19 protein-coding genes are annotated in these 20,655 nt (G+C 67.3%); 16 read left to right on the top strand and 3 right to left on the bottom strand.

The genetic code is table 11. The features are described from left to right. Positions 1–255 precede the first annotated feature (255 nt). Positions 256–468: a hypothetical protein gene (locus HUW62_RS28060; RefSeq protein ID WP_141645890.1), complete on the bottom strand. Its 213-nt coding sequence runs from the start codon at positions 466–468 to the stop codon at positions 256–258. Positions 469–859: 391 nt separating this feature from the next. Here HUW62_RS28060 and HUW62_RS28055 point away from each other — a divergent pair, with 391 nt between their 5' ends. Then, positions 860–2,527 (top strand): bifunctional 3-(3-hydroxy-phenyl)propionate/3-hydroxycinnamic acid hydroxylase, encoded by a 1,668-nt coding sequence (locus HUW62_RS28055; protein WP_217911588.1) that lies wholly within the window; start codon positions 860–862, stop codon positions 2,525–2,527. Positions 2,528–2,619: 92 nt separating this feature from the next. On the opposite strand, the gene HUW62_RS28050 is transcribed toward HUW62_RS28055, so the two are convergent. Together HUW62_RS28050 and HUW62_RS28045 are read right to left on the bottom strand one after the other, a co-directional pair. Further along, positions 2,620–3,369, bottom strand: a complete 750-nt coding sequence (locus tag HUW62_RS28050; protein WP_163866987.1) for a hypothetical protein — start codon at positions 3,367–3,369, stop codon at positions 2,620–2,622. Between the two features lie 20 nt (positions 3,370–3,389). Continuing rightward, the gene (locus tag HUW62_RS28045; RefSeq protein ID WP_176436133.1) at positions 3,390–5,534 is read right to left on the bottom strand and encodes a hypothetical protein; all 2,145 of its coding nucleotides are present in this window, start codon (positions 5,532–5,534) and stop codon (positions 3,390–3,392) included. A gap of 396 nt (positions 5,535–5,930) precedes the next feature. Here HUW62_RS28045 and HUW62_RS28040 point away from each other — a divergent pair, with 396 nt between their 5' ends. The 15 genes from HUW62_RS28040 (at position 5,931) to HUW62_RS27970 (ending at position 20,598) form a co-directional block, all read left to right on the top strand. Then, positions 5,931–6,494: a HAMP domain-containing histidine kinase gene (locus HUW62_RS28040; protein ID WP_176436132.1), complete on the top strand. Its 564-nt coding sequence runs from the start codon at positions 5,931–5,933 to the stop codon at positions 6,492–6,494. 185 nt (positions 6,495–6,679) lie between these two features. Further along, entirely contained in the window at positions 6,680–7,978 is a 1,299-nt protein-coding gene (gene icd, locus HUW62_RS28035; protein WP_163866990.1) for an NADP-dependent isocitrate dehydrogenase, read from the top strand. 33 nt (positions 7,979–8,011) lie between these two features. Then, positions 8,012–8,956, top strand: coding sequence for a malate dehydrogenase (mdh, locus tag HUW62_RS28030; RefSeq protein ID WP_163866991.1), 945 nt, complete (start codon positions 8,012–8,014; stop codon positions 8,954–8,956). A gap of 222 nt (positions 8,957–9,178) precedes the next feature. After that, positions 9,179–11,056 carry a succinate dehydrogenase flavoprotein subunit gene (sdhA, locus tag HUW62_RS28025; protein WP_163867083.1) on the top strand — a complete coding sequence of 626 codons (1,878 nt, stop codon included), beginning with the start codon at positions 9,179–9,181 and terminating at the stop codon, positions 11,054–11,056. 74 nt (positions 11,057–11,130) lie between these two features. Continuing rightward, on the top strand, positions 11,131–11,937 hold the full coding sequence (sdhB, locus tag HUW62_RS28020) for a succinate dehydrogenase iron-sulfur subunit (protein ID WP_176436131.1): 807 nt from the start codon (positions 11,131–11,133) through the stop codon (positions 11,935–11,937). 277 nt (positions 11,938–12,214) lie between these two features. Continuing rightward, positions 12,215–13,375, top strand: coding sequence for an ADP-forming succinate--CoA ligase subunit beta (gene sucC / locus HUW62_RS28015; protein WP_163866993.1), 1,161 nt, complete (start codon positions 12,215–12,217; stop codon positions 13,373–13,375). 40 nt (positions 13,376–13,415) lie between these two features. Next, on the top strand, positions 13,416–14,312 hold the full coding sequence (sucD, locus tag HUW62_RS28010; protein ID WP_163866994.1) for a succinate--CoA ligase subunit alpha: 897 nt from the start codon (positions 13,416–13,418) through the stop codon (positions 14,310–14,312). A 31-nt stretch (positions 14,313–14,343) separates the two neighbouring features. Beyond that, complete coding sequence (ndk, locus tag HUW62_RS28005; RefSeq protein ID WP_163866995.1) at positions 14,344–14,787, top strand: nucleoside-diphosphate kinase; 444 nt, start codon at positions 14,344–14,346, stop codon at positions 14,785–14,787. A gap of 205 nt (positions 14,788–14,992) precedes the next feature. Beyond that, positions 14,993–16,129 carry a 23S rRNA (adenine(2503)-C(2))-methyltransferase RlmN gene (gene rlmN / locus HUW62_RS28000; protein WP_176436130.1) on the top strand — a complete coding sequence of 379 codons (1,137 nt, stop codon included), beginning with the start codon at positions 14,993–14,995 and terminating at the stop codon, positions 16,127–16,129. Positions 16,130–16,218: 89 nt separating this feature from the next. After that, entirely contained in the window at positions 16,219–16,482 is a 264-nt protein-coding gene (gene rpsP / locus HUW62_RS27995; protein WP_163866997.1) for a 30S ribosomal protein S16, read from the top strand. 26 nt (positions 16,483–16,508) lie between these two features. Then, complete coding sequence (locus HUW62_RS27990) at positions 16,509–16,793, top strand: KH domain-containing protein (RefSeq protein WP_163866998.1); 285 nt, start codon at positions 16,509–16,511, stop codon at positions 16,791–16,793. Beyond that, positions 16,790–17,353: a ribosome maturation factor RimM gene (gene rimM / locus HUW62_RS27985; RefSeq protein WP_163866999.1), complete on the top strand. Its 564-nt coding sequence runs from the start codon at positions 16,790–16,792 to the stop codon at positions 17,351–17,353. Before HUW62_RS27990 ends, rimM begins: the two co-directional genes overlap by 4 nt. Further along, on the top strand, positions 17,350–18,093 hold the full coding sequence (gene trmD, locus HUW62_RS27980; RefSeq protein ID WP_163867000.1) for a tRNA (guanosine(37)-N1)-methyltransferase TrmD: 744 nt from the start codon (positions 17,350–17,352) through the stop codon (positions 18,091–18,093). The genes rimM and trmD overlap by 4 nt, the downstream gene beginning before the upstream one ends. A gap of 122 nt (positions 18,094–18,215) precedes the next feature. Beyond that, a complete protein-coding gene (gene rplS, locus HUW62_RS27975) occupies positions 18,216–18,599 on the top strand; it encodes a 50S ribosomal protein L19 (protein WP_163867001.1) in 384 nt (127 codons plus the stop codon). A 97-nt stretch (positions 18,600–18,696) separates the two neighbouring features. Beyond that, positions 18,697–20,598: a chromosome segregation protein SMC gene (locus HUW62_RS27970; protein ID WP_163867002.1), complete on the top strand. Its 1,902-nt coding sequence runs from the start codon at positions 18,697–18,699 to the stop codon at positions 20,596–20,598. The last annotated feature ends 57 nt before the right edge of the window (positions 20,599–20,655 follow it).

Genomic DNA, 20,655 nt, shown 5'->3' with positions numbered 1-20,655 from the left:
TGGCCCCTTGCGCGAAGTCCTTGCGCGCCACTGGGCGTCGCCGTGGGAACCCGGTAGTCTGAGGTGGGAGTGGATTGATGTGTCAATCAATCGTGAAACGAACCGCTTTCGTCAGAGCCCTTCCCTCGGATGGGAGCTTTCGTGCGGCCCCTTGAAGGGACCTTTCACGCGCTCACCCTCGACGAGGGGGCCAAGGCTCCTGGTGGGGACGGGACGCCGGAAGCCGGGGGACCTCCGGCGAGCGTCTGCCCCGACTCAGGACTCCGAGACGGGGTGGCCCCAGGGATTGGTGCGCGGGTACTCACGCAGCATCGCGCTCAACCGGTACGCCGCCGCCACGGTGGCGCTGACGCGCACCCGCCGGGTGAGGGAGGCTCCACGGGCCGCCGCCGCGCCCAGTCGCGCCGCCTGCTGGGCGAGCTGGCGCTCCACCTCGGGGGACCAGCGGGAGAATTCGAGCCATTCCATCTGACTGCTCCTTCGCGAACTTCGCGTGAGGGGGAAGCTCCACCAAAGCATCCGTCGATCCCCGAAAGCACGACGCCGCGCGTTGCCACGACATCTGTGCTGCTTTCCAGACAGGGTCTCCGTCGCTACTCGACACTGCGATTTCATGCAGACGCAAAACTTGTAGCTCACGAGGAACGCGCACCCACCTCGGCCCACGAGGGGAATCCGCCGGGTAGGGAGCACCTCCCCGCTTGCAACAGAAAACATCCAGGCGTGATTGGAAATTCTGTTCGAGGGGTGAAACTCAAACAGGCAAGGAATCCACCCCCAGGCGTTCTTTGAATCAAGAGGCACGGGGCGAGGCGGAGCGGTGGTACTGGCTTGATTATTCCAAGGCCTGGCCTGGGGGATGAATCAAAGGCAGTTCAACAAGCACGGCACCCGGAGGGCGGACGTGGCTCCAGAAACTGTTGATGTCATCATCGTGGGATGTGGACCGGTCGGAGCGATGGCAGCCAATCTGCTGGGGCTCCAAGGCGTGAGGACCCTGGTGGTGGAGAAGGAGCTGTCCGCGCATGGGCAGTCCCGCGCCATCAGCGTGGACGACGAGGCCCAGCGCATCTTCCAGTCCGCGGGACTGGAGGGCGAGCTGGGGCCGGGCTTCCATCCGTGCCACACGCTGCGCTACCTCGACGACCGCCTGCGCTCGCTCGCGGAGGTGGACTTCGCGGGGTTGGATCAACCGTACGGCCACTACGTGGGGGCCTTCTTCCAGCAGCCGCGCATGGAGGCGGGGCTGCGGCGGGGGATGGCGCGCTTCGAACACGTGGAGCTGTGGCAGGGCCGCGAGGTCGAGTCCTTCGTGCAGGATGGCGAGGGGCTCAACGTGCGCGTGCGCGAGTGCGGCACCGACAAGTCCGTGACGGTGCGCGCGCGCTACCTGCTGGCCTGCGACGGCGCCCACAGCTCCATCCGCCGCAAGCTGGACCTCAAGCTGGAGGGCACCACCGCGCTGGAGCACTCGCTGGCGATCACGGTGAGCACCACGTCGCCGGAGCCCGACTACACCAGCTACCTGTGCGGACCGAACCGTCGGGGCTTCATCGCGCGCACCGCGCGGGACGAGATGCGCTTCGACCTGATTGTCGACCCGGGCGCGGACCTGGAGGCCGTGCGGCAGCCGGACCACGTGCGCTCGCTCATCGCGCACTACATCGACCCGGCGACGGTGACCATCCGCTCCGTCAACGTCCACTCGTACCACAGCCGGCTCGTGGACCGCTGGAGGGTGGGGCGCGCGTTCCTGCTCGGTGACGCCGCGCACCTGATGCCGCCCTTCCTGGGCCAGGGCCTGTGCGCGGGCTTCCGCGACGCGGCGAACCTGACCTGGAAGCTGGCGCGAGTCCTCGACGGCTCGGCGGACGACTCGCTCCTGGACACGTACGAGCAGGAGCGCCGGGGCCACGTCGCGGAGGTCATCAAGAGCTCGGACGCCATGGGCCGGGCGATGATGACCGGCGGCCAGGTGCTGGCGCGCGCGCGCAACGTGCTCATCCAACTGCTCTACCGCCTGCCCGTCACCGGGGAGTTCATCCGCCAGTTCAAGGTGAAGCCCGCATTCGCGCTGGAGAAGGGCTTCATCCTCGGCACGCAGCGGGCGAAGGCCGCGCCGGAGGGCACCTACTTCCCGCAGCCCCATGTCGAGGCCTCCGAAAACCAGCGGGTGCTGATGGACCACGTGATCGGCGACGGCTTCGTGGTGCTGACGCGGCCCGGGGCCTCGCAGGACACGCAGCGGGAGGCGCGCGCGCTGGCGGCCGAGCTGGGCGCGCGGGCCTGGTCGGTGCTCTCCGCGGAGCGCATCGGCGAGCCGCCCGCGGACGCGTTCGTGGACACGGAGGGCCGGCTGAGCGCGTGGTTCAAGCACCACGACAAGGACGTGGTGGTGCTGCGTCCGGACCGCTACGTGTACGGCACGTCGAACGGCCCCAGCCTGGACGGGCTCCGCCGCTCGCTGCGCGGACTCATCCGTCCCAGGCCTTCGGGCGGCTCCACCGAGGTCCGCCGCGCCGGGTGATGCGAGGGCAGGGGACTGCGTGAAATGACGACGGGGCGCCCAGGCCGAGATGGCCCGAGGCGCCCCGAAGTGTTCTTCGCCAGCGGGTGAGGTCAGGCCGCCGCGGCGGGCTTGAGCATGCCCTGGGCGCGCTCGACGCAGTCGCCCATGAAGCGCAGGTAGATGTCGAGCGCCTGGGCGCCCGTCTTGCCGATGACCTCGGCCTTCTCGGGGACCTGGGTCAGCAGCTTGCCGAGCATCACCTCGTTGAGGGCGGTGTGGCCCACGTCGATTTCGGCGTGCTCCTTCACGAAGGACATCGCCTCCATGATGTCCTCGCCACACACGCGCTTGGCCTGCGCCATCAGTCCGGGCGCGAAGACGACCGACAGGTTCTCGATTTCATATTCAATCGCGACCTGGGCGGCGGGCATGGGCCCGACGATGGTGTCCTCGTGGATCTTCCGGTAGTCCACCATGGACTGCGTGGGCGCCTGGTTCAGCAGGGCGTTCGCGTCCAGCTGGGGGGCGCGCCTGGCGTTCCACCGGGCGACGAGGCTCTTGGTGTCCTCGATCATCATCAGGTGGTGGCCTTCCTCGTGCTTCGCGTGGGTGATGAGCTTCTCGCCCACGTCCTTGAGGCCCATCTTCACGGTGGCCTCGCCAGCGCGGCGGATCCAGCCGTCCACCGGCTCCGTCATGTACACGCCCAGCGAGTTGAGCTGGATGAGGAAGCCTTCCACGAGCGCCGGGTCCACGTTCGGATCCAACAGCGTCTGGAGCGCGGGAGAGGACTTGAGGCGCTCGCGGACTTCGACCACGTGGGGAACGTACTTCTGCTCCACGAGTTGCTTGTTGCTCATGTCTGAACCTCTAGGGCGTGTTAGCGAGGGTTGTGGGCGCCACGGCGCCCGATGGTCAGCTCACTGATGTGCTCGAGGAAGTCGGGAATCAGCTTGGAGGAGATGATCCACATGAATGGATCAGGTCCGCCGTGGATGCCGGCCTCCTGCACGTAATCCCCCCCCTCGTCCTCACACAGGAAGTGGAACGAGGTGCGGCGTCGCGCGGCATACCAACGACGCGCGGCATCCACCAAGGCGACATAGGTGGACGGTCCTTCTTCGGTCAGCGAGAACAGGCGGGCCATGTCCAGCAGGCAGTACAGATTCGTGCCCCGCTGACCCAGCTCCAGCACCGTCGCGGCCACGGGCACTCCACCCCGCCGGGCGACGAGAATCTCGCGCTCACGCTCGAGACCGAATTCCTTCCAGCGCGCCTGCACCGGGCGCATGTCCATGCGCTCCCGCGTGAAGTCCAGCGCTTCCACGTAGCAGGCCGGGCGCGTGCGAGCGATGGTGTCCGCCAGCAGCGTCAGCTCCTGGGGCGTGGCGAGCCCCACCTGGATGCCCTCGTGGCTGCGGCCGGTCTGCTCGTGCGTGAGCACGTCCAGCATGTGCACCTTGCGCGTGAAGGCCAGGCCCTGGCCCGTCTCCATCTGTCGCTCGGCGTAGCGCACGTGCGCCTTGGCGATCCACGGGTTGAGGGCCTCCACATAGGCCACCACCCAGCGGAAGTCCGGGTCGCTCTGCGGGTGCTCGAACGTGCGCACGTACAAGTCGCGCATGATCTGCCCCGGCTCCGTCACGCTCGGAGGCGGCTTGCCGGGGCGCTTGGCGACCTGGTGCCCCATCCACGCGTGGCGGTAGGGCTTCATGAAGGACAGCGTCGCCTCGGGCCCGCGCTCCGACGGCCACACCGCCTGGCAGAAGAGCTGCGGGACTTCCGCGCCGCGCTTCGCCATGGTCCGGAAGGACAGCCGCAGCTCCTCGAACTCCTCGGTGGACTTGCCCGCCAGGCTGAAGAAGCCGGAGCGGGTGAACAAGTCCCACAGCCCGTCCTCCATGTCCTCGCTGGTGCGAGTCGCGGGGGATGTCGTCTGCGACACGAAGCGCACCCAGCGCGCTTCATCCACGGAGTAGGGCTGCACGCTCAGGCCGCACAACACGTGGCCGTCCGCGCGTGGGCTGGTGACGTAACGGATTTCGCCACGCAAAGTCAGAGTCTGGCCCGCGCCGGTCTCCAGCTCGATGTGGGGCGGCAGCAGGCCGGGGAACATCAAGTCCTCGGGCTTGCAGCGGACGCACAGGCCGGAGAAGGACAGGTCCACCGCGTCGCGCTGCAGCTCGCCCAGCTCCCGCCAGAGCGGGTGGTGGAAGCGCACGCGCGCGCCGGTGGGGGCGGGGACTCGGCGGTGCCAGCGGTGACGGATGCGGAAGATGCGCGTCGGCAGCGGCGTGAAGAGGCGGTCTCCATCCGTGCCGCCCGCCTCCAACTGCATCCGGTAGGCGCTGTTGTAGCCGATGACGTCCACGTCGTAGGGCGCCTCGCCCCAATCCGTGACCGTCTCATCCGTGCGCCACTCGAGCTGGGCCGTCGCCGAGTTGAAGCGCTCCAGCACCATTTGAACAGAGTGGCCCATGCGGCGCAGCACGCCCTTGTTCCCCGCCGCGCAGATGGCGCTGAGGATGGAGCGGATGCGCTCGGGCTGCTCGATGGTGTCCTGCATCGGGAGCGCCGAGGCCGCGGGCTCCGCCACGCCGTTGCGCAGGGCCTCCGCCAGCATGGCGAGAATCTGCCGGCCCTGCTCCACGGTGACTCCGACGAGCTGCAGGCCCACGGGCGCGCTGGCCGTCTCGGCGTCGGTGCGGATGAACGCACCCACCAGCGGACCAATCGTGACGCCGCGTCCCTTGAGGAAGACGGGCAGGGTGGGCGACTCGACCTGGTTCACCGGGCCTCGCGGCATCACCCAGACGACGGTGGGGCTCAACCGCGTCACCTCGCCAATGGTCCCTTCCAGCGAACCCAGCGAACAGGTGATGGCGTTGGGGCCGCGACCGTGCAGCGAATAGCCCGAGTCATCCAGCGCGGCTTCCGCTGGCGGCAGCGGAATCACATTGATGAAAGCGTCTCTGCTATCGAACTCGACCGTCCGCCGGTCGGAGAGCGGGTTTCCCCCTTCCATGTCCAGGAGCCCCCTTCTCCGGTAGTGAGGAACGCCTGATGCGGATGGCGAAGTTGCAAGCACAACAGTTCCTCCCTGCTCCAGCGGTGCTGCGGTGGGCGGCATTTCGCTATGGGTCCGTATCATACGGAGTCAGCAGGAACAGTCAAATCGAATTTGTGCAGCCTTGCTGTTTTCGGCAAGGCGGGAATCTAGGTCACTGGGTCAACCGTGACAGGTCATTTCTCCAAATTTCACCAACTGTATGCCCAGCACCCGACAACGCCACCGCCAAGATGTCGCGCAACTGTAATGTCACCAGTCAACCACGCTCTGAGTGCTTTCTCGTAGTGAAATGGAGCAAGTCGGATTGCTCCAGTAAACTCCCTCCCGCACGCCAACCAGATGAGGTGAGCGATGAGCGCGGCGCGGGATTGGGTGGGAAGCACTTCGGGTGAAGCGACGAACGAGGGCGGACGCCCCGTGCGCGTGGCCTCCCTGGAGTCGGTGGAGGGGCCGGATTTCCACCAGGTGGATGTGGCGGCGCTCATGCGTGAATCCAAGGAATTGCTGGAAGTCACGCGAAGAATCCACGGCATCGCGGTGAAACTGGAACTTCCGGAGGAAGCGGTGCTGGCGCGGACGGGGGGGCGCCGCACACGGCAGGTGTTGTTGCTGTTGATGGCGCACGCGGCGGACCACGCCGGGGAAGCCGGGGTTCATGTCCGCCTGGATTCGCCGGACGACTTCGGTGACGAGGGGCCGCGCTTCCAGGTGGTGACGCCGGACGCGCACCTGTCCGAGCGGGAGCTGAGGGCCGTTTTGCTGTCGCCCATGCTGGTGGGGCCGGCGCACCGGCGGCTGGCTCGCGCGCGGGAGCTGGTGGAGTCCGTGGGCGGGACATTGGATGTGGCGCGCGGCGTGGAGCAGGGGCTCACCGTGACGGTGGAGCTGCCCGCGCCGGGCCTGGCCTGCTGGTAGTCGGGCCGGCGAGGACATCGAGCGCTCGTGGGCGCGCGAGAGGGGGGCGTCTTCTCGTGCCGCGCCGCTGGGTCCGATAAGTCCTGCACCCTGGAGGGGTGGCCAAACTCCTTGACGGGAGGGGGGCGGGTTCTCGACTATCCCGCGCCAATTCTTACACGGCCACACCTTCCAGGAGCACGTCCATGGCGCCCCCATCGTCCGGCGAGAAGATCACCCTCCAGAACGGCAAGCTGTCCGTCCCGGACCACCCGATCATCCCCTACATCGAGGGCGACGGCACCGGCCGCGACATCTGGCGCGCCTCCCAGGCCGTCTTCGATGCGGCGGTGGAGAAGGCCTACAAGGGCAAGAAGAAGATCGCCTGGTACGAAGTGCTCGCCGGCGAGAAGTCCTTCAAGGCGGTCAACAACTGGCTTCCCGAAGAGACGGTTGAAGCCTTCCGCACCTATCTGGTCGGCATCAAGGGCCCGCTGACGACGCCGGTGGGCGGCGGCATCCGCTCGCTCAACGTGGCGCTGCGCCAGATGCTGGACCTCTATGTCTGCCTGCGTCCCGTACGCTACTTCAAGGGCGTGCCCAGCCCGGTGAAGACGCCGGACAAGGTGGACATGACCATCTTCCGTGAGAACACGGAGGACATCTACACGGGCATCGAGTTCGAGGCCGGCACCCCGGCGGCGGACAAGTTCCTGGCCCTGCTGAAGGAGTCGTTCCCGAAGGAGTTCGGGAAGATCCGCTTCCCCTCCAACGTCGGCATCGGCCTGAAGCCGGTGTCCCAGGAGGGAAGTGACAGGCTCATCCGCGCGGCCATCCAGTACGCGGTGGACCACAAGCGCAAGAGCGTGACGCTGGTCCACAAGGGCAACATCATGAAGTTCACCGAAGGCGCCTTCCGCAAGTGGGGCTACGAGCTGGCCGCGCGGGAGTTCGGTGACAAGGTCTACACCTGGGACCAGTGGGAAGTGACGAAGGCCGCCAAGGGCGAGGACGCGGCCAACGCGGAGCAGAAGGCCGCCGTCGCCGCCGGGAAGATCATCATCAAGGACTCCATCGCGGACATCACCCTGCAGCAGGTGCTCACGCGTCCGGACGAGTTCGACGTCATCGCCACGCTGAACCTCAACGGTGACTACCTGTCGGACGCGCTCGCGGCGCAGGTGGGCGGCATCGGCATCGCCCCGGGTGGCAACATCAACTACGTCACCGGCCACGCCGTCTTCGAGGCGACGCACGGCACGGCGCCCAAGTACGCGGACCAGGACAAGGTGAATCCCGGCTCGGTCATCCTCTCCGGTGAGATGATGTTCCGGCACCTGGGCTGGCACGAGGCCGCGGACCTGATGATCCAGGGCATGGACCGCGCCATCGCCGCCAAGACGGTGACCTACGACTTCGCCCGTCTGATGAAGCAGGAAGGGCAGTCTGGCGTGAACGAGGTGAAGTGCTCCGAGTTCGGTCAGGCCATCATCAAGCACATGTAGTCCCCTCACGGGGAAATGGGAGACGGCGAATCCATGGCTCAGAATCGCAAGAAGAAGATTGGCCTCATCGGCGGCGGGCAGATCGGCGGCAACCTCGCGCTGCTGGCGGTGCAGAAGTCGCTCGGTGACGTGTTCCTGTACGACATCCCCGTGGCCGAAGGTCTGGTCAAGGGCAAGGCGCTGGACATCAACCAGCTCTCGGCGGTGGACGGCTACGACTGTCGCGTCACCGGCACCACGAACTGGGCGGATGTCGCGGGCGCGGACGTGATCATCATCACGGCTGGCGTGCCTCGCAAGCCGGGCATGAGCCGCGAGGACCTGCTCGAGATCAACCTCAAGATCATGACGGACGTGGCTGCCAACATCAAGCAGCACGCCCCGGGCGCGTTCGTCATCAACGTGGCGAACCCGCTGGACGCGATGGTGTTCGCGCTCCACAAGATCGCCGGCCTGCCGGACAACATGGTGGTGGGCATGGCGGGCGTGCTGGATACCAGCCGCTTCAAGTGCTTCGTGGCCGAGGCGCTCAACTGCTCCATCCGTGACGTGGATGCGCTGGTGCTCGGCGGCCACGGCGACGACATGGTGCCCCTGGTGCGTCACAGCACCGTGGGCGGCGTGCCCCTCACGGAGCTCATCGCGAAGGACAAGCTGGACGCCATCGTCAAGCGCACCCGCGAGGGCGGCGCGGAGCTGGTCGGCCTGTACAAGACGGGCAGCGCCTACTTCGGGCCCGCGGCCTCCTCCATCGCCATGGCGGAGAGCTTCATCTTCGACCGCAAGCGCATCCTGCCGGGCGCGGCGCTGCTGAAGGGCCAGTACGGCATCAGCGACTACTTCTTCGGCACCCCCGTGCAGATCGGCGCGGGCGGCATCGAGAAGATCATCACCGTCGACCTCAACGAGGCCGAGAAGACCGAGCTGGCGAAGTCCTTCCAGTCGGTCAAGAAGACGGTCGACTCCGTCAAGCTGTAGTCCGTTCCAGTCGTGGAGCCCGCCGGAAGCAGTCGGCGGGCTTCGCGCCTGATGCCGCGGATGACGCGGGCTTATCGTTTTCGACGCCGCCGTTGCGGCGCGGTTCCGCCAAGTTAACTAGCCTGTAGAACTCGCACGGGGATGTCCGGAGCGTGGCGCGCCAACGTGGCGAGCCGGCTGACGGCTGGCGCGTCCGGGACCCCGGCAGTCAAGGAGACGATGATGGCAGCAGCAGCGCGGTTCACGGTGGTGGGCGGCGGACTCGCCGGGCTGATGACGACGATCAAGCTCGCGGAGGCGGGCCACCAGGTGGATGTGCTCTCGCTCGTCCCGGTGAAGCGCTCGCACTCGGTTTGCGCCCAGGGCGGCATCAACGGCGCGGTGAACACCAAGGGCGAGGGCGACAGCCCGGAGATCCACGTCAAGGACACGCTGCGCGGCGGCGACTTCCTGGCCGAGCAGATCTCCGTGAAGGGCATGTGCTACGCGGCCCCCGGGATCATCTACCTGTTGGATCGCATGGGCGTGACGTTCAACCGCACGCCGGAAGGGCTGCTGGACTTCCGTCGCTTCGGCGGCACGCTGCACCACCGCACCGCCTTCGCCGGCGCGACGACGGGCCAGCAGCTGCTCTACGCGCTGGACGAGCAGGTCCGCCGCTATGAGGCCGAGGGCAAGGTCACCAAGTACGAGTACTGGGAGTGGCTCGGCACGGTGAAGGACGAAGGTGGCCGCTGCATCGGCAGCGTGGCCGTGGACCTTCGCACCATGGAGATCCGCACCTTCCCGGCGGAGGCCGTGTGCCTCGCCACGGGTGGCCCCGGAATCGTCTTCGGTCGTTCGACCAACTCCATCATCAACACCGGCACCGCAGCGGGTCGCGCCTACATGGAGGGCGCCATCTACGCGAACGGTGAGTTCATCCAGGTGCACCCGACGTCGATTCCAGGCGAGGACAAGCTGCGCCTGATGAGCGAGTCGGTGCGCGGCGAGGGTGGCCGCGTCTGGGTGCCCCGGAAGAAGGGCGACACGCGCGGGCCCCGGGACATCCCGGAGAGCGAGCGTTGGTACTTCCTCGAGGAGAAGTACCCCAAGTACAAGAACCTGGTGCCCCGCGATGTGGCCACGCGGGAGATCTTCATCGTCTGCCGCGACCTGGGCATGGGCATCGGGGGCAGGGACGGCGTGTACCTGGATGTGACGCACATCCCGGCCAAGACGCTGGACGCCAAGATCAAGGGCGTCATGGAGATCTACGAGAAGTTCGTCGGTGACGACCCGCGCGTCACGCCGATGGTCATCTTCCCGGGCATGCACTACTCGATGGGCGGCCTGTACGTGCAGTTCGAGGCCGACCCGAAGACGCTGACGCCGCTGGAGGGCAGCCCGAAGAACCAGTCCACCAACATCCCGGGCCTCTACGCCGCGGGCGAGGCGGACTACGCGTTCCACGGCGGCAACCGCCTGGGCGCCAACTCGCTGCTCTCCTGCATCTACTCGGGGATGATCGGCGGCCCGGCGATGGCGTCCTTCGCCAAGAGCAACACGACGAGCGCGGCGGCCATGCCGGAGAAGTACTTCCAGGACGCGAAGCGCTACTGGGAGGACCGGTTCGGGACCATCAAGAAGATGTCGGGCCCGGAGAACCCCTACGGCCTGAGCCAGGAGCTGGGCGACGTGATGACGGAGAACTGCACCGTCGTCCGCTACAACGACCGCCTGAAGAAGACGGTGGAGAAGATCCGCGAGCTGAAGAGCCGTTGGAAGAACGTCAACGTCCTGGACACGGGCAACTCGTCCAACCGGTCGCTGTCGTACACCAACCAGCTCTGGAACATGCTGGAGCTGGGCGAGGTCATCGCCACCAGCGCGCTCTTGCGCGACGAGAGCCGTGGCGCGCACTACAAGCCGGACTTCTCGCTGCCCGAGCCGAAGACGAAGGACCCCAACGAGGACCCGTCGTGGATGGCGCAGTGGCAGGCGCGCCACGACAAGTGGGCGAAGACGACCATCGCGAAGTACGCGGAAGAGGGGCCGAACATCTCCTACGAGGACGTCCCGACGCCGGTGTTGAAGCCCGAGCCGCGCTGGTACGCGTGAGTCACCGGGGAACTTTCTGGGTGGGCCCGTGCGCGAGCGCGGGTCCCCGCAACTGACTTGAAGGGTCGAGCCACATGGACACCGCACAGGCAGGCGCCGTCAGCACCCAATCCATCTCCTTCCGCATCTGGCGGCAGGACGCTCCGGACCAGCCGGGCCGCTACGAGGAGTTCAAGGTCCCCTATCGCAAGGGCGCCAACGTCATCTCGTGCCTGATGGAGATCCAGCGCAACCCCGTCACCGTGGAAGGCAAGCGCGTGCCCCCGGTGGTCTGGGACGCCGCGTGCCTCGAGGAGGTCTGCGGCAGCTGCGCCATCAACATCAACGGACGGGTGCGCATGGCGTGCTCGGCGCTCATCGACAAGCTGGAGCAGCCGATCACCCTGGAGCCCATGAGCAAGTTCCCCGTGGTCCGGGACCTGGCCGTGGACCGCAGCCGGATGTTCGAGGCGCTCAAGAAGGTGAAGGGCTGGATTCCCACGGACGGCACCCACAATCTGGGGCCGGGCCCGCGCCAGTCGCCGGTGGACCAGTCCACGATGTACGTGCTCTCCACGTGCATCACGTGCGGCAGCTGCCTGGAGGCGTGCCCGCAAGTCACCATGGGCAACGACTTCGTGGGCGCCGCGGCCATCAGCCAGGCCCGCCTGTTCAACATGAACCCCACGGGCAAGCTGAACTCCGAGGAGCGCGTGCGCGCGCTCATGGGGCCCGGCGGCGTGCAGGACTGCGGCAAGGCGCAGAACTGCGTGAAGGTCTGCCCGAAGGAGATTCCGCTCACCACCTCCATCGCGATGATGAACCGTCAGGTGACCAGGCTGGTCATCAAGGACCTCTTCTCGCAGGAAGAGGAGAAGAAGAGCCACAGCGGTCCGGGGTGACACGTCCGTCACTCGCGTGACGTGCGAGCGGCCTCGTGCGCGTGTCCTCAGGGACACCGCATGGGGCCGTCGCCGTTCGAGCGTGCGCCCTGTTGATCGGGTGACGTGAAGGCGGCCTCATCCACGCGGACATTCCTGGTTATCAGCTGTCCACACGCTGCCGCACCGCGGTGTGTGCAGGGTCAAACGGCCTTGCCATCCGTCGGTTTCTGCGCAATGAGGGCGACGCGCTGACGCCTGTAAGGGGTCGTCCCCCTCGTCTCCACATGGAGCCTCGATGAAGATCCACGAGTACCAGGGCAAGGAAATCTTCCGGAAGTACGGTGTGCCCACGCCGAAGGGAATTCTCGCCCTCTCGCCGAATGAAGCGGAGGCCGCGGCGAAGGAGCTGGGCACGTCCGTCGTCGTGGTGAAGGCCCAGATCCACGCGGGTGGCCGAGGCAAGGGCGGCGGCGTGAAGCTGGCCAAGAGCCCCGCCGAGGCGAAGGAACTCGCCAAGCAGATGCTTGGCATGATGCTGAAGACCATCCAGACCGGGCCGGAAGGCACGAAGGTCCACAAGGTCTACATCGAGGAAGGTCTGGCCATTGGCCAGGAGCTGTACCTGGGTGTGACGCTGGACCGCGTCACCAGCCGCGTCACCTTCATGGCGTCCCGCGAGGGCGGCGTGGAGATTGAAGAAGTGGCGGAGAAGCACCCCGAGAAGATCCTCCGCGAGACGGTGGACCCGGCGGTGGGCTTCCTGGACTTCCAGGGCCGCAACCTGGCCTTCGGGCTGGGCCTGACGGGCCCCACGGTGAACAAGTTCGCCCAGTTCTGCACCGCGCTCTACAAGATGTTCATCGAGACGGATGCGTCGCTGGTGGAGATCAACCCGCTGGTCATCCTGAAGGATGGCGGCGTGGTGGCGCTGGACGCGAAGGTGACGTTCGATGAGAACGCGCTCTACCGTCACAAGGACCTGCTGAACTACCGGGACCTGGCGGAAGAGGACGCGCGCGAGACGCAGGCCAAGGAGTGGGACCTGGCGTACATCGCGCTCGAGGGCAACATCGGCTGCATGGTGAACGGCGCCGGTCTGGCCATGGCCACCATGGACACCATCAAGCTGGTGGGCGGCTCTCCGGCCAACTTCCTGGACGTGGGCGGCGGCGCGAGCAAGGAGAAGGTGACGGCGGCCTTCAAGCTCATCCTGGCCGACCCCGCGGTGAAGGCGGTGCTGGTCAACATCTTCGGCGGCATCATGAAGTGCGATGTCATCGCGGACGGCATCATCGCCGCGGCCAAGGAAGTGCAGCTCAAGGTGCCCCTCATCGTTCGCCTGGAAGGCACCAACGTGGAGCAGGGCAAGGAACTGCTGCGCAACTCTGGCCTCGCCATCACCCCGGCGGACAACCTGCGTCAGGCGGCCGAGAAGGCCGTCGCCGCGCTGAAGTAGTCCGCGCGCTTCATCGCCCACACTTTTTTGAAGGAGCGCCATGAGCATCCTCGTCAACGAAAACACGAAGGTCCTCTGCCAGGGCATCACCGGCTCGGCGGGCTCGTTCCACTCGAAGCAGATGTTGGACTACGGCACGAAGCTCGTTGGCGGTGTCACGCCGGGCAAGGGCGGCACCGACTTCGAGGGCAAGGTTCCCGTGTTCAACACGGTCGCCGACGCCGTGAAGCAGACGGGCGCGAACACGTCCGTCATCTTCGTCCCGCCCCCGTTCGCCGCGGACTCCATCATGGAGGCCGCTGACGCGGGCGTGTCCCTCATCATCACGATCACGGAGGGCATCCCGGTCCTCGACATGGTGCGCGCCAAGCGCTACCTGCAGGGCAAGCCGGGTGTGCGCCTCATCGGTCCGAACTGCCCGGGCGTCATCACCCCCGGCGCCAAGTGCAAGATCGGCATCATGCCGGGCCACATCCACAAGGCGGGCCGCATCGGCGTGGTGTCGCGCTCCGGCACGCTGACGTACGAGGCCGTGCACCAGCTCACGCAGCTGGGGCTGGGCCAGTCGACGGCCGTCGGCATCGGCGGAGACCCGGTCAACGGCACCGACTTCGTGGACGTGCTGAAGCTGTTCAACGCGGATCCGGACACGGACGCGGTGATCATGATTGGTGAGATCGGCGGCAGCGCCGAGGAGCTGGGCGCGGAGTACGTCGCTCGCGAGTTCACCAAGCCCATCGCCGGGTTCATCGCCGGTCAGTCGGCGCCCCCGGGCAAGCGCATGGGCCACGCCGGCGCCATCATCTCCGGCGGCAAGGGCACGGCGACGGAGAAGATCAAGGCGATGGAGGCCGCGGGAATCCTGATGGCCGCCAGCCCCGCCGAGCTGGGCACCACCCTCCAGGCGGCCGTGAAGCGCGGCCCCCAGAAGCGCTAACACCCCTCAAGGGAACAAGGAGCCAGTCAAAATGGCCATCGAGCGTACGCTTTCCATCATCAAGCCGGACGGTCTGCAGAAGGGCGTCATCGGGAAGATCATCAGCCGCTTCGAGGAGAAGGGTCTGAAGCCGGTCGCCATCCGGCTCCAGCAGCTCTCCCAGAAGGAGGCCGAGGGCTTCTACGCGGTCCACAAGGCCCGGCCCTTCTTCAAGGACCTGGTGCAGTTCATGATCTCCGGCCCCGTCGTCCTGATGGTGCTGGAGGGCGAGAACGCCGTCCTGGGCAACCGCGACATCATGGGCGCCACCAACCCCGCGCAGGCGGCCGAGGGCACCATCCGCAAGGACTTCGCCACCAGCATCGACCAGAACACGGTGCACGGCTCCGACAGCCTGGAGAACGCGAAGAACGAGATCGCGTACTTCTTCCGCGAGACGGAAGTCCAGCCGTACGACTACACCGCCAAGAAGTAGGGCGGCGGGGCCCCCAGCGGGGCCTTGACTGACGGCCCGGTGTCGGCACCCGCGAGGGGCTGGCCCGGGCCGTTGGCTTTCCAGCGGGGCAGGGAAGGGCCCTACTGGCTGGGGCAGGACTCAGGGGCCGGGCGCTCCTTTGACTTGTCGTGCCCAGGTGTGGGAAGGGACGCCCCGGGCCCTACCGTTCACTAGCGCGACGACGATGACCGACACCTCCACCACCCCCTCTCTTCCCGTCACGGAGCCCCTGCCGGCGCCCGCGCCAGCGAAGCTCGTGGACGTGGCCAGCCTGTCGATGGAGGCGCTCACCCGCTTCGTCACCGAGCAGCTGGGCGAGCGAGCCTTCCGCGCCCCGCAGGTCTACCGCTGGCTCCACCAGCGCGGCGCCACCTCGTTCGACGAGATGACGGACCTGTCCAAGATCCTGCGCGAGAAGCTCAGGGGCGCCGCGGAGATCATCCCGCTGGTGAAGGACCTGGAGCAGCGCAGCATCGACGGCACCATCAAGTACCGGTGGAAGACGCGGGACGGGCGCTACATCGAGTCCGTCTACATGCCCTCCGAGGACCGCAGGACGCTGTGCGTGTCCACCCAGGTGGGCTGCGCCATGGCCTGTAGCTTCTGCATGACGGGCACCATGGGCCTCAAGCGCAACCTGACGGCCAGCGAGATCGTCGCCCAGGTCCACGCGGTGAACCGCGAGGTTCGCAAGAACGAGGGCCACGAGACGCTGCGCCCGCTCTCCAACCTCGTGTTCATGGGGATGGGCGAGCCGCTGCACAACTTCGAGAACCTCAAGACGGCGCTCGCCATCCTCCAGTCCGGGGACGGGCCGAACTTCAGCCACCGCCACATCACCGTGTCCACCGTCGGCCTCGTTCCCATGATCGAGCGCTTCGGGCAGGAGACGGACGTGAAGCTGGCCATCTCCCTCAACGCCAGCACCGACGAGCAGCGCAGCAAGACGATGCCCGTCAACCGCAAGTGGAACATCGCCGCGCTGCTGGACGCGTGTCGCAAGTTCCCGCTGCGCCAGGGGCGCCGCATCACCTTCGAGTACGTCCTCATCCAGGGCTTCAACGACACCGACGAGGACGCCCATCGCCTCATCCAGCTTCTCAAGGGAATTCCGGCGAAGGTGAACCTGATTCCCTACAACGAGAACCCCGGTCTGGGTTTCCAGACCACCGCGGAAGAGCGGGCCGAAGAGTTCCGGGCCATCCTGTCGGATGGTCACGTGGCCGCGTACATCCGCAAGAACCGGGGCCGGGACATCGCGGGGGCCTGCGGGCAACTCGCGAATCGTGGTGAGGCCAGTCCGGCCGAAAGCACGACATAAAGTCCCGAGCTTCCTTGACAATCCAGCGGGTGCGGCGTTAAGAGCGCCACCCCGTTTCCATCGTTGTTACCTGTTCGTTGGAGCACTCCATGGCCGTCGTCCTCCGTCTTGCCCGAGCGGGCGCCAAGAAGAAGCCGTACTACCACGTGGTCGCCACCGACTCCCGCAACCCCCGGGACGGCAAGTTCATCGAGGCCGTTGGTGCGTACGACCCGAACCTCACCCCCCCGAAGGTGGAGTTCAACGAGGAGCGGCTGAGCTACTGGCTGAAGACGGGCGCGACGCCTTCGGAGACTGTCGCCGACCTCATCAAGGTCGCCGCGAAGGCTCCCAAGTCCACCCCCGCGGCTTGATCCGCGACCGCCTGTACTGAGCGGACGTGGAGCAACTCCTCACGTATCTGGCGCGGGCCCTGGTCGATCAACCGGACCAGGTGGGCCTGCGCATCTCCGAGGTGGACGGCGCGCGGCTCTTCGAGCTGAAGGTCGCCCCCGAGGACGTCGGCAAGGTCATCGGCCGTGATGGGCGCACCGTGAATGCCCTCCGGACGCTGCTCAATGCCGCCGCGCAGAAGTCAGGCCAGAAGGTCCGTCTGGAGATCCTCGACGACCGGCGCAATGCGGCCAGCGGTCCACCCGCCGCCGCACCGGACACGTCGCGGTGACTCCGACCCCCTTGCTCGAGCTGGGCTTCATCTCTCGCGCGCACGGACTGCGCGGCGAGATAGCCGTGCGGCCGTTTGATCCCAACTCGGAGACGCTCGCCACCGTCGAGCGGGTCCGGATCCGCACCCGCGCGGGCGTGGAGCGCGACCTCAAGATCGAGGATCTGCGGCCCACGCCGAAAGAGGACATCGTCGCCTTCGAGGGCGTGGAGACGCGCACGGAGGCGGAGTCGTTGGTGGGCTCCACGGTGTTCGTCTTCCGCGAGGACCTGGAGCCGCCCGAGGACGGCCAGTTCTTCCAGGGCGACCTGCTGGGCCTGTCCGCCGTGGACGAGGCTGGTGTGTCCCTGGGCACGGTGGAGGAGATCTGGGCCACCGGCGAGGTGCCCAACCTGGTCATCCGCGCCCCGGGCCGCCAGGAACTGGTGGTGCCCTTCGCCGACGAGTTCGTCCCCACCGTGGACATCGCCGGCCAGCGCATCGTGATCCGCCCCCCTGAGTACGTGGTGGTCGGTCGCCCCGACGCCGACAAGGACGCCCCGGACGGGTCCGAGTCGTGAGCCCGCCGTATCCGGTGGAGCTGCTCACGCTGTTCCCCGGCATGGTGTCCGGCTACCTGGGCGCGAGCATCCTCGGCAAGGCCCAGGAGAAGGGCCTGCTCTCCACCACCATCACCGACATCCGCGAGTACGCGGAGGGCAAGCACCGCGTCACCGACGACGCGCCCTACGGGGGCGGTGCGGGCATGGTGATGAAGCCCGAGCCGCTGATCGCCGGCATCGAAGCGGCGCGCTCGCGGCTGCCCGGCGCGAAGGTGCTGCTGATGAGCCCTCGCGGGACGACCTTCACGCAGGCGACGGCGCGCGAGCTGGTGGCGCACACCGCGGGGCTGATCCTCGTCTGCGGCCGCTACGAGGGCGTGGACGAGCGGGTGATGAGCCACCTGGACGGCGAGCTGTCCCTGGGGGACTTCGTCCTCACCGGCGGGGAGATCGCCGCGCTGGCGGTGGTGGATGCCGTGGCGCGCCTGGTCCCCGGGGTGCTGGGCAACGTGGCGTCCTCGGTGTCGGAGAGCTTCGAGGAGGGGACGCTGGAGCATCCCCAGTACACGCGCCCGCCTGTCTTCAGGGACGTCGAGGTGCCCGCCGCCCTCCAGTCGGGGGACCATGCCCGCATCGCCCGCTGGCGCCGGTGGAAGTCGCTGGTGCTCACACGAGAGCGCCGTCCTGACTTGTACTCCCGCCTGGAGTTGTCCAAGGCGGATCAGAAACTGCTGGCTCGCCGCGAGGAAGACCTGTAACCCTGGGGGTTCTCAGTGGATTGGGCTTCAGCGGGCTTGTCCGACACCGTTCTCTCTGGTAGTACGGCCCGCTCTTTCACGCGTTCATCATCGCGTTAGCTTCCGCTTTACTGGAGTCTGTCATGCGTAACAGCGCCATTCAGCACGTCGAGGCCAAGTACCTGCGCCAGGACGTCACCCCGTTCCGTTCAGGTGACTCCGTGCGCGTCTTCTGGAAGGTGAAGGAGGGCGAGAAGGAGCGCGTGCAGGCGTTCGAGGGCACCGTCATCCGGAAGACCTCGGGTAGCCACCGGGCCACCTTCACCGTCCGCAAGACGTCCTTCGGCGTCGGCGTGGAGCGCATCTTCCCGCTGCACAGCCCCCGCTACGAGAAGATCGAGGTCCTCTCGCGTGGCCGCGTGAACCGCAGCCGGCTCTTCTACCTCCGCGACCTCAAGGGCAAGGCGGCCCGCGTGGACGTGCAGGACGACCCCAACAAGGCTCCCAAGGCCCCCAAGGCCTCCTGAGCGCTTGAGTCCTCGTCGGCCCCCCCGGGGCCGTCGTAAAGAAGGAGCGTCCGATCCCGGGCGCTCCTTTTTTCATTCGCGGTAACATGCGCCGGCCATGCAATTCGTCGAGGTCGCCGTCCAGAATGTCCGGGGTTTCACTCCCGCGGGCCGCTTCGCGCTGAAGTCCGGGTACCTTGTCCTCAAGCCGCCCTCGGCAGAGGCGAGCCCGTTCGCGGGGCTCCTGCTCGCGCTGTTCTATGCGGACGGTCGCGGTGGAGACGCCTCCTTCGTGGCTCCCGGTGCGAAGTCCGGCAAGGCCGCGCTCACGTTCCAGGGAGTCGACGGCGCCACGTACCGGGTGCTGCGGGAGCTGGGTGGCTCGGGGACGCTGCACCGTCTGAACAAGACGACGCAGCAGCCGGAGCTGGTGTCGTCGGACGCGTCGGAGATGAACCAGTTCCTCCGAGGTCAGGTGGGGCTGCCTCCGAGGACGACCTTCGAGCAGCTCTACTGCCTCCAACTGGGGCAGCTGCCGTCACGACGTCCGCGCAAGGCCGCGGCGAAGGCCGGCGTGGATCCGAAGACGTCCGGCAAGTTCCCTTCGCTCGCGTCCGCGTCCGCCGTGGCGCCTTCCGAGGACATCGCCGCGTCCGAGGCGAAGGTGCGCGCGCTGGAAGCGGAGCTCGTCTCCGCGCGCGAGGTGGATGCGCTCCAGTTCAAGGTGGATGGGTTGTCCTCGCAGATCTTCGAGGCGGACCAGCGCCTGAAGGGCACCGAGGGCCTGAAGGCCGCCATCAACGACGCGGAGAACGCGTGGCGGGCCGCGCCGACGCCGCAGACGCTGGGGCTTCCCCAGGACATCCTCAACCGCGTGCAGCGCTTCCCCAAGGCGGTGTCGAAGCGGGACGATGCGCTGGCTCGACTCGGGGCGGACCGGGACGCGGACGCCGCGGAGATTCCGGCCTCGGTGGAGCCGCTGACCCAGGACCGTGGTTTCTGGGCGGGCATCGCCGTGGGCGTGTTGTTCCTGGGCCTGGGCGTAGGCCTGGGCTTTGGAATCGACGGCATGTTCCGCTACCTGGCGCTGCTGGACATCCCGGCCTTCGGCTTCTCCGCGCTGCTCGCGCTGCGCTACGTGGACGAAATCCAGAAGACCTCGCAGCGTGGCAGCAAGGAAGGCCGCTTCGACTCGCGCGAGAAGAAGATCCACGAGGAGTTCGAGGCCGACGCCGCGCCGGTGCGCATGGCCCAGAAGGCGCTCGGCGTGGAGAGCCTGGATGAGATTCCCGCCGCGCTGGAGCGCAAGGAGCTGCTGGCCGCTCGCGTGGTGGAGCTGAAGGATCAGCTCGCGGGCGTGGAGGCCGACCCGGAGTTCCTGGCCGCGTCCACGCAGCGACAGACGCTGAAGGATCAGCTCGAGGCGCTCAACGCGGAGCTCACGCAGAAGGGCTCCTACGTGCGCGACATGCGAGAGGTGGAGCGAGAGCTGGGCCGCGTGAAGGAGTCCATCGCGCTGGCGAAGGCGCCACCGCCGCCCGCCGCCGCCGGGCCGGATGGGGCCCCCGCGCCCGCGGAGCCGCTGGAGGACCCGTCTCCGGCGCTGCTGGCCCAGGCCGCGGACATCTTCACCACCGACATCCTGAGCGTGCAGGCGATGCTCAAGGAGCGCTGCGTCCAGTACCTCACCGCGCTCACGGACCGCCGCTACCAGGGCGTCGAGTGGGACAAGGAGGGCCGGGCCTTCGCGCTCGCGAGCGGCAAGCGCGTGCCGGTGGGCGAGATTCCGCCCAAGGACCTGGACATGTATTACCTGGCCCTGCGGATGACGGTGGTGGAGAAGGGGAGCGCTCGCGTGAAGCGGCCCTTCGTCCTCGAGGATGTCTTCGCCGGCGTCGAGGAAGTGAAGTTGCCGCTCATCGCTCGCATGCTGAAGCACCTGGGCACGCTGACGCAGGTGCTCCACGTCACCCCGCACTCAGGCTTCGCCCAGATGTCGGACGGCACGGTTAACGTGTAGTCCGATGTAGAAGGTGTCCTCCATGGAGGAGGACCGTGGGGGTATGGGGATGGGGCG

Origin of the sequence: Myxococcus sp. AM011 (assembly GCF_013372595.1) — a bacterium.
GTDB classification, from domain to species: Bacteria; Myxococcota; Myxococcia; order Myxococcales; family Myxococcaceae; genus Myxococcus; species Myxococcus eversor.
The sequence above is the reverse complement of the archived record's forward strand: the minus strand, read 5'-3'. Positions and strand labels throughout refer to the sequence as shown.